This is a genomic window from Aliidiomarina celeris, assembly GCF_003316875.1.
GTDB classification, from domain to species: Bacteria; Pseudomonadota; Gammaproteobacteria; order Enterobacterales; family Alteromonadaceae; genus Aliidiomarina; species Aliidiomarina celeris.
Window position 1 is genome coordinate 40,494 of sequence record NZ_QMIL01000006.1, and the last position, 15,506, is coordinate 55,999.

Genomic DNA, 15,506 nt, shown 5'->3' on the forward strand with positions numbered 1-15,506 from the left:
CGTTAATGCAGTATATGGGGTAAGGCTAAACGGAAGCGCGGAATGGCGACTTGCAATGCCTGCTCGGTTAGCGTTTTCATGCCGTAATAACCTTCCATGGTGCCAACTGGCGTTTTCAGTACGGCACCACTGGTGTAGCTGAAGCTGGCACCTGCTTCAATGATTGGCTGTTGTCCGACAACGCCGTCGCCACGAACTTCGGATATATCGCCATTGGCATCGGTAATGGTCCATGCCCGATTCAGTAGTTGTACCGCCTCCTCTCCGCGATTGGTGAGGGTAATGGTATAGGCAAACACAAATTGTTCGCGGTCAGGATCAGATTGTGCAGGGAGGTAATTGGTCTGCACATGAACAATGACATCAGTGTGCTTCATCATTACTTGAGTGTTCCGCTAGCCAGTTTGTAATTTTTACAAAGTCTTCAACCGAGCGCACTTCCGGGCGATCCGCAGGGTTAATTCCGAGCTGCTCTAAAGTGTCGGCGCTTATTAATTCTTTCAAGTTGTTGCGTAAGGTTTTTCGGCGCTGATGAAAAGCAGTGTGGCATACATGGTTGAGCAGCGCTCGGTCAGCAACAGGGTAGGGCGGGTGCTCATACGGCTCAAGTCGAACCACGGCCGAATCAACTTTAGGTGCAGGAGTAAAAGAATGCGGTGGAACCTCGAGTACCGGTGTTACCTTGCAGCATTGCTGAACCATAACCGACAGCCGACCAAAGGTTTTGCTGCCGGGACCTGCTGCCATGCGGTCAACAACTTCCTTTTGTAGCATAAAATGCATGTCGTCGATTACGTCGAGCGCACTCAACAGATGAAAGATAAGCGGCGTAGAAATATTATAGGGAAGGTTGCCAAATACCCGTAACTTGCCGTCGAGTTGCCGCGCCAATGCAGTGAAGTCGAATTTGAGCGCATCGTTTCGATGCACGGTGATCTTACCTGCCATGGTCGGGTCGTTTTCTAGCCGGGCGGCAAGATCTCGGTCGAGCTCTACCACATGAAGATGGTCGGCGCGCTCTAAAATTGGGCGAGTAAGTGCAGCAAGGCCGGGGCCAATTTCAATCAAATGCTGCTGTGGTTTTGGAAAAACAGCGGCAACAATGCCACTAATGACCTGCTCGTCGTGTAAAAAGTTTTGCCCAAAGCGCTTGCGCGCGCGGTGGCCGTCCATTGTTCTGTTTGTCATACTATTTTCTTGTTTGCCATAGTGAGTGCTTGTTCAAGTGCCAAGTAAAAACTACCCGGGTCGGCGAGCCCTGTGCCGGCTAAATCTAGTGCCGTGCCGTGGTCGACTGAAGTACGAATAAAGGGCAAGCCAAGGGTAATATTTACCGCTTTGCCAAAGCCTTTGTATTTAAGTACAGGTAATCCTTGGTCGTGATACATTGCCAGTACTACGTCTGCTCGTTCTAAATATTTCGGCTGAAAAATGGTGTCGGCTGGGAGCGGTCCTTCCAATACATAGCCCTTTTCTTCGCGCAACAGCTCTAGAGTAGGCGTTATGGTGTCTATTTCTTCGTAGCCTAAATGGCCACCTTCACCTGCATGCGGGTTGAGCCCACACACCAAGATGTGCGGATGTGCAATGCCGAACTTGATTTGCAAATCGTGATGTACAATGTCAATAACTCGGGTGAGGCGCTCAGCCGTAATAGCCTTAGACACGTAGGCAAGCGGAATATGTGTGGTCACTAACGCTACGTTTAATCCCTCCGTACTCAACATCATGACCACGTCGGAGCAATTGGCTTGCTGTGCAAAAAACTCGGTATGGCCGCTAAAGGCAATACCAGACTGATTAATAATGCCTTTGTGCACAGGCCCCGTTACTATTGCCGCCGTTTGCCCGCTTAAGTTGGCTTGACTGGCCGCAGCAAGAGTGGCAACAACATAGTGACCGTTGTCTTCATTTAAAATGCCGGGCTCTACCGGCACTTGAGTGGGAATGTGCTGAATAGTCAGTGTTCCTGGCGCCTGTGGTTCGGCTGCTTTGCTCGGGTCGAATTCGCGCAAGGCAAGCGGCAGTGCTAAGCGCGCCGCGCGTTGTAATAACAAGTTTTGGTCGGCAAACACCACTAGCTCTGCAGGCGCGCCTTTCTGTGCTAACTGCACAACAAGGTCAGGACCAATACCTGCGGGTTCGCCGGGCGTAATTGCGATCCGTAAGGTCATTGAGTTTTGAACTCTACATACGCTTCGTCACGCACTTCTTGCTGCCAAATGTTCAGCTCTTCTTGGTATTTCCGGCTATAAAGCAGTTGCCGCGCACGATCACGAGTACGCTGTTCGGTAACGTCTTGTACACGGCGCTCTAATACTTCAACGATATGCCAGCCATGCTCAGTACGGAAAGGTTCACTGATACGCCCGACATCTTGTCGAGCAACTCGATCTCGGAATTCCGGAACATACACGTCGGGTACAGCAAAGCCTAAGTCGCCACCATTGCGTGCAGAGCCGGGATCGGCAGAGTGCTCGCCGGCCAGCTCTGCAAAAGTAGCTTCGCCGGTTTCAATGCGCTGTTTAAAGTCGCGTAACATTTGCTGAGCTCTATTGTCCGACAAAATAACGGAGGGTTGCACAAGTATATGGCGTGCCCGTACTTCTTCGATTTCGGCTTGCTCAGCACCGCGAATGTCGTGAATACGCAAAATGTGGTAACCAATACCACTGCGTAACGGCCCGAGTGTTGCGCCTTTGCTGTTGTTTTCTTCCACTGCAGCTGCAAATAAAGTGGGCATACTGTTCGACGTAAGCCAGCCCATGTCACCGCCTTCAAGTGCGTTTGAAGCACTGGAAACCGATACCGCGAGGTCACGGAAACTATCGCCTTGGTTGAGCCGCTCCATGACCTGCTCTGCTTGCTCGAGACTAGCGTTCATGTCGAGGTCGCCATTTTCATTTTGTACCCGTACTAAAATTTGCCCAAGCTCGTATTCCGTTTGCGTGCCGCCTTGCTCTTGAATAATTTGCACCAGCATATCTATTTCTTGTGGGCTCATATAAATACGCCGTTGAATCGACATGCGTTGCACTTCGCTCACAACAATTTGGCGACGAATGTTTTCACGGTAGTCCGCCCAAGACTGGCCTCTTAACTCAATTTGGTTGCGAAAAGCATCTATTGGCAAGTTGTTGTCTGCAGCAATAGAAGAAATAGCTTGGTCGAGTTGCGAGTCACTAATAGCAAAGCCCATGCGGCGCGCCATTTGTAGCTGCAATGACTCATTAATTAAGCGTTCAGAAGCTTGCACTCGCAGCGCTTCGTCGCTGGGTATACTGCGCCCGTCACTTTCCAGATTCATTTTTACTTGGCGAATCAAGTCTTCAATTTCACTTTCCAGAACAATGTCTTCATCGACAACTATGGCAATGCGATCGAGGGGCTCGGCGTTCACTGAGAACGCAAGCACCGCAACACATAAACTGGTAATACAGAGGTTCAAAAGCTTCATATAAATTCCGTTAATTACTTAAATAAAAAGGTCGTCGATAACCAAAAATACCTTGTTGCAAGATATCCGTTAGTTTTGCTGCGGCGCCGCCTAAACCAGTCAGCATAAATTGTACACTTACGCCGTTATCAAATTCGGCTTCCGCTAAGGCTCCGTTTGGCACGGTAAGTTCAAAATTACGATTAATTCGACGATAGGCGCTTAGCCGAATAGACCAACAGCAGCTTTCGTATTGCAACCCTAAGAGCGCGTCCATCGTGCTTCCACGGCGGATATCTTGGTAAAGGTGAGAGGCTAAAGCCCAGTCCGCTGACAAGCGCCATGTTGCGAGCACACCCGCCTGCTCTACTTGTTGGTCCGTGCCGGTTAAGCCCCGCACTCTCCGATAGTTGAACTGTACCAAGTTATCGGCGTCTTTTCGATACTCAACTGCCACCCGCGCTTTCCGAGCCAGCTGCAAAGTGGTGTCGTACTGCACTGCGCTACTGACAAACCATTGTTCCGATACACGTAAATCAAGCTCTGCCGACAACTCGGAGTTACTTGCGGTAATTCGGCTTGATTCGTCGAAGAGCTGGGTTTGGCTCTCGTCGAGATAAAAAATTTGACCCAAACTAAAGCGCAGAAGTTCCTCTGCACCTTGATCAAACAGGCTGGTTGAAGCGCCGAGCGTAATTTGATGCGCATCGGCGATACGGTCTAAGCCGGTAAAACGGCGAGGTCGGAAAAGCCCATAGTAGTCGTCTTGAATTAAAATTGTGTCATAAATACCAATATTACTTTGATTCCGATAAGGCACGTAAAGATATTGAATTTGTGGTGTTAAGGTTTGCAGTCGGCCGGCCCCTTCTATACTGCGTTCTAGGTGTAATCGCGCGTTGGTGCGAACTTGGGGTAATATCCGGGAAACGCTGCCTTGCTGCTGTTCGTAATGCGTCACGAGCATACCGAGCTCTGTTTGCCAGTCCCAACCGGGGCGCTGCAGTTGTAAGCTCATAGTGGGCTCAAAATGAATACGAGTGGTGTAATCGCTGCTGTCATCGGCATTTCTAAAATGGGTAAATTCGCTAAATACCGAGTAGTCTAACAAACGATTTATCGGCCCATCTTGCCACAAACTCACGCGCGGTAGCGTTTGATAGGGGCGGGTGTAGGGCCCCAACATTTGAAAGTCTTCCATTTGGATCTGCACATGCCGATTTTCATGGCGATAGTCGACTTGCCCACGACGATATAAATGTGGGTCTGCTCGATTGGCAAAGGCGCTGGTAAAGTCGTTAATGTAACTATTGTCACTTACCTGCATAAATTCCACGTAACCAGACCAGCGCTCATTAAATTGCGTTGCGTTTTCAACCCGGAAAAAATGTCGGTTGGGTCGATCTGCAATTTCGCGATCACGCGATAAATATTCACCTTGAATTTCAAATTCATGTTCGGGGGTAAGCTGTCGGTACTCACCCATCAACATCAGACCACGGCGGGTCATAAATCGAGGCGTTAGCGTTGCGTCTCGGTCGGGCGCAATGTTGAAGTACCAAGGGGCTTCAAGCTCAATACCGTTGCGCGCGGAGCTGCGAATTGTTGGGTATAGCAATCCCGATTTGCGCTCTTCAGTGAGCGGAAACGTAAAACGAGGAATATACAACACCGGTACGTCGAAAATGCGAAATTGAGCGTGTTTGGCGGTGCCCCAACTTTCTTGCTCGTTCATGCTAATTGACGCGGCGCGAATTTCCCATGCGGGGCGTTCGCCTGGGCATGTAGTGAAGGTACTTGCGCCAAGGTTTACGCCTTGCTGCCCTTCTAACGCACTAATCTGAATAGAGCCTGCAGAGCCATAAGCCGAGCTGTTTAACAACACATATTCCGATTCACCGACCCGCAAACTGGCATTGGTGGTGTTCGCTTCAATTTCCTCGGCACGAAAAGCAATAAAACCGTCACTGTAGCGAATGCCATTGTAGGCTCTAAGGGTGCCAGTCCACTGATCTACATCGGCATTCTCGGTGAGGAGCCATTGGTTGCTCTGGCGTAACTCTACGTTGCCTGCGAAGCGTGCAAAACGGTCTCCGGTAAGCTCTGCGAAGTCAGCGCTTACTTCCATCCATTCGGTATCTTCTACGTCAGTAGTAGTATCGGTGGATGGGACCCAATTGGGTTGCACACGACATTGCTGAGCCAATACAAAAGCACTCGGGTTTGCTTGGGCGTGAACGGGTGTGGCCGCTGCGAACAGGCAGATAGCCAAACAGGCGCAGCTGAGAAAGCTACGTTTTTTGCCGAAAAGCTGTTGTGTTGCGAGCCGATGAAGCACGGGCCACCTTACATTACGTATTATAATTAAGCGCTTTGAATAGGGGCGCTATAATAAAGCAATTTTCTTCTCACGGCTATTTGATAAGATGAGAGCCCCGTAAAGGAGAAAACCGTGACCAATCAGCCCCGATTAACCACTTTAAAACATTTTATCAGCACTGAGGCGAAGTTGCCCGCGTGTGAGCTTTCCTTGTTAGCAGGCGACGCCAGTTTTCGAAAATACTACAGGCTTGTAAACTCTGAACAAGCGTTGCACAAAGCGATGGTGTTGGTCGATGCGCCGCCGCCAGAGTCAATCGAACCGTTCTGGTCTGTGGCGTTGGCGTATCAAGAGCAGGACGTGCCGGTTCCTGAAATATTTGCAGCCGATGAAAGCATAGGCGCGATGGTGTTGGAAGACTTAGGTGACCAGTTGTTGCTGCAAACACCGCAAAGTGCTTACGACCGCTATATTCAAGCCATAGAATTATTGCCTGGAGTAATGCGCACCACGCATACGCGGAAAGGGAAATTACCACCTTATGATCAAGCGTTGTTGCAGCGGGAAAATGCACTCTTTACCGACTGGCTTTTGGCCCAGCACTTAGAACTGGAATTAAGCGCCGCCGAACAGCAGCTCTGCGCCGATTTCAATCAAGCCTTGATCAATAACGCTCTGCAGCAACCCCAAGTGGGTGTGCATCGGGACTATCATTCACGAAATATTATGGTGCGCGCCGACAACAGCTTAGTGTTGATCGATTTTCAAGATGCGGTGGTGGGGCCTGTTACCTATGATCTCGTGTCACTTCTACGCGATTGCTATGTGCGCTGGCCAGAGGATTTTGTCGACGGCTTACTCGCTTATAGTTACGAACTGTTTAAAGACGAAGGGCTCATAAGCTCAGCAACGAACCTTACTGTATTTACCCAATGGTTCGATTTAATGGGACTGCAACGGCATACCAAGGCGGCTGGCATTTTTGCGCGGTTACATTATCGTGACGGAAAGAGCGCATACCTCAACGACATTCCGTTAACGCTGCAATACATAATTGATGTGAGTGCGCGCTATGAACCATTGCGTGCGTACAGTCGCTGGCTCGAGGAACGGGTGCAACCTGCGCTTACACGTAAAGGTGAGCTCGGTTCGTTATGAAAGCAATGATTTTAGCTGCCGGGCGTGGTGAGCGTTTGCGCCCCTACACCGATACGGTGCCGAAGCCGCTGCTTACCGTTGCCGATAAACCGCTTATTTTTTGGCACCTAGAGAAGCTTGCCAAAGTAGGCATTCAACAGGTGGTGATTAACACCGCTTGGTTGGGTGAGCAATTGGTCGCGCAGGTGGGGGATGGCAGTCGTTTTGGTATGGAGGTGTTGTGGTCTCATGAACCCGCAGGTGGGCTTGAAACCGCTGGTGGCATTGTAAATGCTTTGCCTTTGCTCGGTTCGGAACCTTTCCTCGTTGTGAATGGCGATGTGTTCACGCACTACTCTTTTGCCCAAATAGCAGCGCTAGAGCCTAATGTATTGGGGCATTTGGTATTAGTCGACAATCCTGCTCACCATCCGCAAGGCGACTTTACGCTTACAGAGAGTGGTCGTGTGGCGGCAAAGCAACAACAGGAAAGCGGGCTAACCTTTTCTGGTATTAGTTTATTGAGCCCCGCGCTTTTCTCTCATTTAGCGCCGGGCAAGCGACCGCTTCGAGAGATATTTGTAAGTGCAATAGAAAAAGAGCAACTTACGGGGGAATACTATGCTGGCTACTGGAACGACGTAGGAACGCCCGAACGTTTAGCTCAAGTGAACCGAGATTGGGTGTGCGAAAAATGATTATCGGTCGCGTAACTGGGCTGGTGTTAGGGGTTGTGGTGGGTCGGCTGCCCGGCGCTTTGGTGGGGTTCGGTATTGGCTATTGGTTCGACTGGCAATACGGTGAGCAACTTAAGGGGTCCGGCGGCTTTGGCCGGTTTTTTTCCGAGCAGGAACCGAATCCACAACAGGCAACCTTCTTTTATGTGTTGTTCTCTGTACTTGGGCATATAGCAAAAGCGAAAGGGCGGGTTACGCCAGCGGACATTGCCGAGGCTCAGCGCCTAATGAATACTCTGGGTCTGCAAAAAGAACAACTACAAGAGGCACAAAATGCCTTTCGACAAGGGAAAGATAGGGACTTTCCGCTCACCGAGGTGGTGCGCCAATTTCGTCGTGATCACCACAACCGGCAAGATTTAATGCGTGCTTTTTTGGAACAAATTATAGAGTCGGCGGTTGCCAGTAAAAGTATTGAGCAAGAGAGTTATAAGGTGCTTAGCCAAGTAGCGAAGGCGCTGGGTTTTACGCGTTACGAACTCGACAAATTACTCTTGATGCATGCGGCTAACCAACGCTTTGAGTCGTTTCGACAGCAGCGCGCTGGGGCGCGCGAGCCAACGCATAAGCAGCAGGAGCAAGTGCAGGCCGCGTATGATGTGTTGGGCGTTAAGCCGCCGATCAATGCAGATGAGCTTAAGCAGGTGTACCGTAAGCTTATGCGTGAGCATCATCCTGACAAACTTGCCGCGCAAGGTTTACCGGAAGAAATGCGGGCGCTTGCAACCCGCAGAGCACAAGATATTCAGGCAGCCTACGAGCTTTTAAAACGAAACTAGAATCCCTCTTGATTAAGCCAACCGCGTAATAAATTCACCGCTATTTCGTGTTCTGCGCCGTAGTATGTTGCCGATAGTAAGCGCTGCCGATAACCAAGGTGCTGGTGCTTGCGTGCTTCTTTTTGCCGTAGTTCTGCTGTTGCCGAAACCCAACTGTTACTGTTTTGCGCCACAAGGTCGAGAATAGGAAATGAAAAGCGCGCGAGTGTGGTGGCGAGGTTTTCGTTCAGTTGCCATTGCGGAAAATAAATACCAACCACAATGAGCGCGTCGGGCGCGGGCAATTTTTGCTCGTTTAAAAGCTCCACCACAAAACCTGCTGAAATTCCTTCGACCACCCATATGTTGGCGCCGCCGTATTGCGCGCTGTGCTGCTGCGCCTGTTCTATACGGTGTAGCAGATCGGTTTTAAACGGCTCTCGAAGCTCGGCCGCAGCTGGTGATGGGTAGCGAGAATCTGCACTTTCATTCCAAGAAATAGTCTCGCTAGAATTAAGCGGTGGCTGTAACGCGTGTGTATTCCAGCCAAAAGCAGGCATATTCTTATAGAGCAATGACAAAAAATGGCTCTGTAACGGGTGTGTATTCCACTCCGGAATAAACAAGAGATTGCCGCGTAGATAAGGCGTTTCGTACTCGCGTTCGAGCAATAAATATTGGTTGTCGTTGTGGTTTAGCCACACCACTTCGCCGGGCGGTAGATAAAATTCTAAATCGCGCTCAGTGGCGAGCGCCGGCAAGCTAAAAGCTCCGAGCAAAAGTACCCCTAAACGAACGAGGCGACCAAAGGCGAGTGGGTTTCTTGGTGTCATGTCTTTGTATCGGTTCAAGTAGCGGCTTCTTGAGCGATAGGCTTTAAAATGGAGTAGGGGCGTGAAATTCTATGCGTTCACCCGTACTGGGGTGGAAAACCGCTAGCATTTTTGCGTGCAGCTGCAGGCGCGGCGCAAGCGGGGTCGCATGAGGTTCGCCATAAAGCCGATCGCCGAGAATAGGGTGTCCGAGCGCCAGCATGTGCACCCGAAGCTGATGGGAACGACCAGTCATTGGCGTAAGTTCAACTCTCGTGGTGGGCGTTTGGTCTGCTAGAAACTCATGTGCAAGCACTTTATATTCGGTAAGAGATGCTTTGCCGCGTTGGTGGTCCACCATTTGCTTTGGGCGATTAGGCCAGTCGCAGATTAGCGGTAAATCTACTTGTCCAGTGGGCGGGTTAACATGGCCGAGAACACGGGCTTCATAATGCTTTTGCGTTTTCCGATGTTCGAACTGCTTGCCGAGCTCGCCTTGTGCTTTTTTATGTAAGGCAAGAATAAGCAGGCCCGACGTTGCCATGTCGAGTCGGTGTACAATGCGCGCAGTAGGCAGGCTGCGCTGAATGCGCACAATCAGGCTGTCGTTATGCTCTTCTGCTTTACCCGGAACCGTCAGTAGGCCACCGGGTTTGTTGACCACCACAATATCATTATCGCGATAGACAATCTCGAGCCAAGGATGATGCGGTGGTTGGTAAACGAACATGGCGGGGCACAACTTCGGGCTGAGTAAATGACAGGCGAATTGTAACTTTTTTTGTGTAAATGGTTAATCATTGTCACCCATTTTTCATAAGGCTGAACTATTCTAAACACAGAACAACAAAAAATAACCGACATTGAGGTGCTCTATGACTGAAACTGGGGTGAAGTTCTACGTACTCGACACCAACATTCTGCTACACGAACCTCTCGCTTTTCTTAATTTTCAAGAACACAACGTTGTAATACCCATGGTGGTGCTCGAAGAGCTTGACCGCATTAAAGATCGCCAAAAAGACGTAAGCCGCGACGCGCGAGTGGCGATTCGCGCGCTTGAAGACGCCTTACACGACGCCTCGCCCGAGGCAATTACCGAAGGTGTTCCGTTAACACGAATGATAGGCGAACATAAAGCACAAGGTACCTTGTCTATTTTTCCAGACTTTCAGCTACGCCAGAATGAGGCGGAGTTGTCGTTAAACGAAAACGATCATCGCATTATTCAAGCCGCACTGGAGTTGCAAAAGCAGCACAATGCAACACGCGTGGTATTGGTAACCAAAGACATTAATATGCGGTTGAAGGCCAAGGGGGCGGGGGTAAAATATGTGGAAGATTACCGCACCGACCAATTAATCGACGATATAGCGTTACTGAGTAAAGGCTTTTTTCATTTTGAGGGCGACTTCTGGGCTTCCGTAGGAGAGGTCACCAGTGAGCAAGACGGCCGCGACACTTATCACTTTTTATCACGAGAATACATTCCCACGGTTTACCCGAACCAATACCTAATTGACGACACGCCTCATTTTTCAGCGCGCGTAGTGAGCTACACCGACACCCATGTGAAAATTCTTGATTTAGGCCGTGAGCGATTAATGAGCCAGCGTGCGTGGGGTATTTCACCGAAGAATATATACCAAGCCATGGGCATGCAGGCATTGCTGGATCCAACGCTCGATTTAGTGATATTAACCGGCCCCGCAGGTTGCGGAAAAACGCTTCTGGCACTTGCAACGTCGTTAGAGCAAGTGATTGAAAAAGGCCTTTACGAAAAAATAATAGTAACCCGTAACACTCCAGAAATTGCAGAGTCGATTGGCTATTTACCCGGTACGGAAGAAGAGAAGATGGCACCTTGGTTGGCGGCCATAACCGACAGCTTAGAAGTGCTTCATAAGCAAGATGAAAACATGGAAGTGAGCTTGAATTACATTATGCAAAAAGCAAACATTCAGTTTAAGTCGTTGAACTTTATGCGCGGGCGTAGCATTCAGAACGCTATTGTAATTCTCGACGAGGCGCAAAACCTTACGGCCTCCCAACTCAAAACTATTGTGACCCGCTGTGGCGCGGGCACCAAAATTATTTGTTCAGGTAATTTGGCCCAAATAGACTCTTATTACTTAACCGCAGTAACTTCTGGGCTTACTTATATTGTGGAACGTTTTAAAGGTTACCATGGTAGCGCAACGATGAATTTGAACGGAGTGGTACGAAGTTCATTAGCGCAATATGCGGAGGAAAATCTGTAGCTTTTAAAATTGAACAGGAATTATGGTAACGGCGCGGTTCTCTAAGTACATTCTGCTCGATTGCGCCGGCACTCCCACGGGCAGCAGCGCCGGGCCCGTGGGCTCAAAAACAACAAGCTCAGTGCCACTGTAGGGCAACGTAAAGTCACTTTCGCGTGGCGGCAATACAAAGCCCAACAAAGCATGTTGCTCAATATAAATAAGTGCGACTTGAAGGTTGGGTAAAAGCGCTTTTAGGATCGCAATCATCAAGGTAGATTTGCTGTCGCAATCGCCTTGGTTGAATTGAATCACCTCGTGCGGCCAAGCAAAACCGCTGCCGTCGCTACTCATTCGGTCGTTCAGCTCTTGATATGGAATCGTTTGAACAAAGCCGCCCACACGTTCGATGAAATCCCGCACCGACGTTTGCGGATGTTGTTCGGCAAAGGCTTCGGCCACAATACTACCCAACGCTAAGCTGGCTTGTGCAATACGCGCGTGGTCGGGCGCCAGCCCCTGATGATTCGGCGGAATCGACAATTGCCGCAAATAATACTCGGCAATTTTATCGGCTCGTAATTGCTGATACTGCGCCCGTAACAATGCAAGGTCTGTATTGGCGTTGGTAATAAACTCGATCGCATGGTTTTGGGGGTTGAAGCGAACCTCAATATTAGCGTCTAGTTCTGTTCGAGCGAAGGTTTGCAACGGCCGCACAAGCTCGCGGTTTAAGCGCGCCCCAGTGAGGGTACGTACGGGTTTTTCGGAGTGCGAAAATAGCGTTTTCGGCACCACAAATGACAGCGAGTGAGTGGTACCCTTTTGGTCTTGCCATTCATATTGAAATGCGCGCTCGTTCTGCGACAAGTCGGTGCGACTTACCTTGATTTGCTGGGCATGCGCACTGGCAGTGGTAAACGCCAGTGCGCTAGTAAGGAGCAGGGGTGCTAGCGCGTAAAGGTAATTCTTCACAGCTAGCATTTGGAATCCTAGAATTTCACTTCAGAAATAGGGTTGTCTTCGAACTTTAGGTCGACGAGGTATTCAACGCCGCCGGCATTTACAAAAAAATACAGCTTCTCGCGTTTGAAAATTTCATTTAAGAATACATTTTTCACGCCGGGGCGGCGGTCCGGGCGCCACTCGCTAAGTTCGACACCATATCGACTCACAAGAATATTTTTGAAGCGGTCAGGAGTAACCAATAACAGCTGCTTGTTCTCATCGATAAGGGTAATGGTGTTGCCGGTAATTCGAAACGGCTCTTCTTGTCTGTACAAAACATGATCTCCCGAAAGCTATTCGCGTTAACTATAACGAAAGTTTAATAGCGCGCCAAGCCTTATCCTATACATTGATTGAGGTAGTCTTCTGCAATTAAGCAAGCAGAAGCACTATCGATTTTCTCTTTTCCTAGGCCACCATAGCCATGCGCTGCAAAAAGTTCTTGCTTGGCGCTCGCGGTGGTTAATCGCTCGTCTTGCAAGGCAACCTCTACCCCAAAGCGTCCATGTAATCGATTGGCGAATTTGCGTGCCAGTTGGGTCAACTCCTGTTCCGACCCGTCCATGTTCAAGGGTAACCCCACCACACATAAATGGGGTTGCCACTCCTTCAGTAATAGCTCTACTTTGCCCCAGTCGGGTTGGCCATGAGTCGCCTTTAACGCTGCCAAGGGCGAAGCGGTTTGCGTGAGCGACTGACCTATAGCCACCCCTATGCTACGGGTGCCGAAGTCGAAGGCTAAAATGGTAATCATGGGGCAGGCTGGCTCAGGCATGGCCAGCGTCACTACTGAGTTGCCAAACGTCAATGCCGAGCTTTGCGGTGGCTCTTTGCCAACGTTCCTGCGCCGGCGTAGAAAATACAATGTCGGCGTCGGCAGGAATAGTCAGCCAACTATTTTCGGCTAACTCTTCTTCTAACTGGCCAGCTTCCCAACCGGCATAACCGAGTGCTAACAAAAACTTTTCTGGTGCTCGTTCCGAGCCGAACGACTCGAGAATGTCTTTGGACGTGGTAACCATAATTTCGTCGCCCAACAACAAGCTGCTGCGCCAACCTTTTTGTGGCGAATGCAAAACAAAGCCGCGATCAGTTGCAACAGGACCTCCGGAGAAAACCGGCGTTCTTGCTAGCTTACTGTTGGGCGTGGGTTGCACGTTAATTTGCTGCAGTAAATCGGCCATGGAGAGTTCAATTGGCTGATTAATCACAAGCCCCATGGCACCGTCTTCATTATGCTCACACACGTAGGTGACGGAACGATGGAAAAAAGGGTCGTTCAGACCGGGCATGGCAACAAGGAAATGATGTTGAAGACTGTTCATTTCCGCTCCAGCTCAGCCTCAAGCGCCTCGAAAAACTTAGCTGCAATATTAATAGAATAAGCAGCTTCAATTTCGCGCATGCAAGTAGGGCTGGTTACATTAATTTCGGTAATGCGATCACCAATTACATCTAAACCAACGAGGAACAGTCCTTTTTCTTTCAGCTCAGGGCCGATTGCACGGGCAAGCGCCCAGTCGCTGTCGCTCAAGGGTTGTGGGCGGCCACTGCCGCCTGCGGCTAAGTTACCCCGGGTTTCACCTGCGGATGGTACACGCGCAAGGGAATAGGGCATAGGTTCGCCGTTAATAATCAAAATGCGTTTGTCGCCGTCGGTAATGGCAGGCAAATATTCCTGCGCCATGGCGTACCGGGTACCCATTGCAGTCAGGGTTTCAATAATCACCCCTAGGTTGCCACCGTCTTCACTCACTTTAAAAATAGAGGCGCCGCCCATACCGTCGAGTGGCTTTAAAATAATGTTCTTATGTTCGGCGTGGAATGCGCGTATTTGCTCGGCACTTCGGGTAACCAGTGTCGCTGGAATGAGTTCTGGGAACCAAGCGGTGTAGAGTTTTTCACTGCAATCGCGAAGGCTTTGCGGGCGGTTAGCCACGAGCGCACCGTCGCGTTGGGCCAAATCGAGAATGTGAGTGGCGTAAACAAATTCAATATCGAAGGGCGGATCTTTTCGCATAATCAGCATGTCGATGTCGCCAAGCTTCACAGTTTCGCGCTCGCCTAGGGTATAAAAATCTGTATTTCGGTCCGTTACGGCAAGGCTGCGCACAGAGCCATAAGCCACGCCCGCATTCACAAATAAGTCTTTGAGTTCCATATAAAGTAGGTCGTGACCGCGTGCTTGTGCTTCTAAAGCGAGGCGGAAACTTGTGTCTTTATAGGGTTTGATGTCGGCGATAGGGTCCATAATGATACCAACGCGTGCCATAACAACTCCTTGCTGATTGAACGAATACCAAAGGCGACTTGTGTGCTTAAACGAGGTTAAGCCAGATCACCAAAGTGACATTGTAGCGCGGTTAGGGCCGACAAAGCAGCAGTTTCGGTGCGTAAAACTCGCGGACCAAGGCGTACCGTGTGGCAACCTTGTTGCACACAATTTTCAACTTCTGCTGCACTAAAGCCACCTTCGGGGCCAATAAGGAGTTCAAAGCAAGCCGCTGTAGGGAGTTCGCGAATGGCATGTTGAGCGGTAGGCTCGAGCATAACGCGTATTCCTTCTGCGGGTTGCGATAACCACTCGGTTAATGCAATAGGCTCGTGTACAACAGGAACCACGTTGCGACCACTTTGTTCACATGCGCTAATCACCATACGCTGCCACTGCTCACGCTTTTTAGCAAGGCGCTCGCCTTGTAGTTTTACGCTACAACGTTCGGTAAAGAGAGGGGTAATGGAATGCACGCCCAGTTCAACAGACTTCTGCAAAACAAAATCCATTCGCTCGCCGCGAGAAATGCCTTGAGCTAAATGCAGCTCAAGCGGCGATTCGCGGTTTTGCTGTTGTTGTTCACCTAGTTTTACGGTTACGTTTTTTTTGCTGGCGGCAACTATGACTGCTGGGTAAACGCAATTGTCGCCACAAAATAGCTGTAAAGATGCACCTTCACGAAGCCTTAAAACACGGCCTACATGATTCGCAGCATCTTCACTGAGAGCCACTTCTGTATTCGACTGAAGTGGCTCTGGGTGGTAAATACGGGGCTCGCGCACA

17 protein-coding genes are annotated in these 15,506 nt (G+C 49.9%); 4 read left to right on the forward strand and 13 right to left on the reverse strand.

The features are described 5' to 3' along the window. Positions 1–2 precede the first annotated feature (2 nt). The 5 genes from apaG to DQW12_RS10960 are packed head-to-tail and all read right to left on the reverse strand — an operon-like array spanning position 3 to position 5,774. A complete protein-coding gene (apaG, locus tag DQW12_RS10940; protein WP_113907911.1) occupies positions 3–380 on the reverse strand; it encodes a Co2+/Mg2+ efflux facilitator ApaG/CorD in 378 nt (125 codons plus the stop codon). After that, entirely contained in the window at positions 364–1,188 is an 825-nt protein-coding gene (gene rsmA, locus DQW12_RS10945) for a 16S rRNA (adenine(1518)-N(6)/adenine(1519)-N(6))-dimethyltransferase RsmA (protein ID WP_113907912.1), read from the reverse strand. Before rsmA ends, apaG begins: the two co-directional genes overlap by 17 nt. Further along, complete coding sequence (gene pdxA, locus DQW12_RS10950; RefSeq protein WP_113907913.1) at positions 1,185–2,174, reverse strand: 4-hydroxythreonine-4-phosphate dehydrogenase PdxA; 990 nt, start codon at positions 2,172–2,174, stop codon at positions 1,185–1,187. The genes rsmA and pdxA overlap by 4 nt, the downstream gene beginning before the upstream one ends. Beyond that, complete coding sequence (gene surA / locus DQW12_RS10955; RefSeq protein WP_113907914.1) at positions 2,171–3,457, reverse strand: peptidylprolyl isomerase SurA; 1,287 nt, start codon at positions 3,455–3,457, stop codon at positions 2,171–2,173. The genes pdxA and surA overlap by 4 nt, the downstream gene beginning before the upstream one ends. 10 nt (positions 3,458–3,467) lie before the next feature. Next, positions 3,468–5,774, reverse strand: coding sequence for an LPS-assembly protein LptD (locus DQW12_RS10960; RefSeq protein WP_113907915.1), 2,307 nt, complete (start codon positions 5,772–5,774; stop codon positions 3,468–3,470). 114 nt (positions 5,775–5,888) lie between these two features. Here DQW12_RS10960 and DQW12_RS10965 point away from each other — a divergent pair, with 114 nt between their 5' ends. From DQW12_RS10965 to djlA, 3 genes are read left to right on the forward strand one after another with little or no spacing between them, the layout of a single operon-like run. Beyond that, positions 5,889–6,914: an aminoglycoside phosphotransferase family protein gene (locus tag DQW12_RS10965; RefSeq protein WP_113907916.1), complete on the forward strand. Its 1,026-nt coding sequence runs from the start codon at positions 5,889–5,891 to the stop codon at positions 6,912–6,914. Then, the gene (gene murU / locus DQW12_RS10970; RefSeq protein ID WP_113907917.1) at positions 6,911–7,591 is read left to right on the forward strand and encodes an N-acetylmuramate alpha-1-phosphate uridylyltransferase MurU; all 681 of its coding nucleotides are present in this window, start codon (positions 6,911–6,913) and stop codon (positions 7,589–7,591) included. Before DQW12_RS10965 ends, murU begins: the two co-directional genes overlap by 4 nt. After that, a complete protein-coding gene (gene djlA / locus DQW12_RS10975) occupies positions 7,588–8,409 on the forward strand; it encodes a co-chaperone DjlA (RefSeq protein WP_113907918.1) in 822 nt (273 codons plus the stop codon). Before murU ends, djlA begins: the two co-directional genes overlap by 4 nt. Here djlA and DQW12_RS10980 read toward each other — a convergent pair. Further along, complete coding sequence (locus DQW12_RS10980; protein WP_157957911.1) at positions 8,406–9,239, reverse strand: DUF3530 family protein; 834 nt, start codon at positions 9,237–9,239, stop codon at positions 8,406–8,408. The two genes, djlA and DQW12_RS10980, sit on opposite strands and share 4 nt — an antisense overlap. A gap of 25 nt (positions 9,240–9,264) precedes the next feature. Next, positions 9,265–9,930 (reverse strand): bifunctional tRNA pseudouridine(32) synthase/23S rRNA pseudouridine(746) synthase RluA, encoded by a 666-nt coding sequence (rluA, locus tag DQW12_RS10985; protein WP_113907920.1) that lies wholly within the window; start codon positions 9,928–9,930, stop codon positions 9,265–9,267. 145 nt (positions 9,931–10,075) lie between these two features. Between rluA and DQW12_RS10990 the strand changes: the two genes are divergently transcribed. After that, positions 10,076–11,461, forward strand: coding sequence for a PhoH family protein (locus DQW12_RS10990; protein ID WP_113907921.1), 1,386 nt, complete (start codon positions 10,076–10,078; stop codon positions 11,459–11,461). Positions 11,462–11,464: 3 nt separating this feature from the next. Here DQW12_RS10990 and DQW12_RS10995 read toward each other — a convergent pair whose 3' ends face one another. The 6 genes from DQW12_RS10995 to DQW12_RS11020 form a co-directional block, all read right to left on the reverse strand. Further along, positions 11,465–12,424: a hypothetical protein gene (locus DQW12_RS10995; protein WP_113907922.1), complete on the reverse strand. Its 960-nt coding sequence runs from the start codon at positions 12,422–12,424 to the stop codon at positions 11,465–11,467. 8 nt (positions 12,425–12,432) lie between these two features. Next, a complete protein-coding gene (locus DQW12_RS11000) occupies positions 12,433–12,723 on the reverse strand; it encodes a hypothetical protein (protein WP_113907923.1) in 291 nt (96 codons plus the stop codon). A 62-nt stretch (positions 12,724–12,785) separates the two neighbouring features. Further along, positions 12,786–13,202, reverse strand: coding sequence for a Holliday junction resolvase RuvX (gene ruvX / locus DQW12_RS11005; RefSeq protein WP_113907924.1), 417 nt, complete (start codon positions 13,200–13,202; stop codon positions 12,786–12,788). Positions 13,203–13,215: 13 nt separating this feature from the next. After that, on the reverse strand, positions 13,216–13,773 hold the full coding sequence (locus DQW12_RS11010; protein WP_113907925.1) for a YqgE/AlgH family protein: 558 nt from the start codon (positions 13,771–13,773) through the stop codon (positions 13,216–13,218). Then, positions 13,770–14,720, reverse strand: a complete 951-nt coding sequence (gene gshB, locus DQW12_RS11015) for a glutathione synthase (protein ID WP_113907926.1) — start codon at positions 14,718–14,720, stop codon at positions 13,770–13,772. Before gshB ends, DQW12_RS11010 begins: the two co-directional genes overlap by 4 nt. A 56-nt stretch (positions 14,721–14,776) precedes the next feature. Next, positions 14,777–15,505, reverse strand: a complete 729-nt coding sequence (locus DQW12_RS11020; protein ID WP_113907927.1) for a 16S rRNA (uracil(1498)-N(3))-methyltransferase — start codon at positions 15,503–15,505, stop codon at positions 14,777–14,779. Position 15,506: the final 1 nt, after the last annotated feature.

Excerpts from the sequence above, each read along its gene's own strand:
- murU (WP_113907917.1), top strand. The coding sequence starts at position 6,911 with ATGAAAGCAATGATTTTAGCTGCCGGGCGTGGTGAGCGTTTGCGCCCC.
- pdxA (WP_113907913.1), bottom strand. The coding sequence starts at position 2,174 with ATGACCTTACGGATCGCAATTACGCCCGGCGAACCCGCAGGTATTGGT.
- rluA (WP_113907920.1), bottom strand. The coding sequence starts at position 9,930 with ATGTTCGTTTACCAACCACCGCATCATCCTTGGCTCGAGATTGTCTAT.
- rsmA (WP_113907912.1), bottom strand. The coding sequence starts at position 1,188 with ATGACAAACAGAACAATGGACGGCCACCGCGCGCGCAAGCGCTTTGGG.
- surA (WP_113907914.1), bottom strand. The coding sequence starts at position 3,457 with ATGAAGCTTTTGAACCTCTGTATTACCAGTTTATGTGTTGCGGTGCTT.
- DQW12_RS10990 (WP_113907921.1), top strand. The coding sequence starts at position 10,076 with ATGACTGAAACTGGGGTGAAGTTCTACGTACTCGACACCAACATTCTG.
- ruvX (WP_113907924.1), bottom strand. The coding sequence starts at position 13,202 with ATGATTACCATTTTAGCCTTCGACTTCGGCACCCGTAGCATAGGGGTG.
- gshB (WP_113907926.1), bottom strand. The coding sequence starts at position 14,720 with ATGGCACGCGTTGGTATCATTATGGACCCTATCGCCGACATCAAACCC.
- DQW12_RS11010 (WP_113907925.1), bottom strand. The coding sequence starts at position 13,773 with ATGAACAGTCTTCAACATCATTTCCTTGTTGCCATGCCCGGTCTGAAC.
- apaG (WP_113907911.1), bottom strand. The coding sequence starts at position 380 with ATGATGAAGCACACTGATGTCATTGTTCATGTGCAGACCAATTACCTC.
- djlA (WP_113907918.1), top strand. The coding sequence starts at position 7,588 with ATGATTATCGGTCGCGTAACTGGGCTGGTGTTAGGGGTTGTGGTGGGT.
- DQW12_RS10995 (WP_113907922.1), bottom strand. The coding sequence starts at position 12,424 with ATGCTAGCTGTGAAGAATTACCTTTACGCGCTAGCACCCCTGCTCCTT.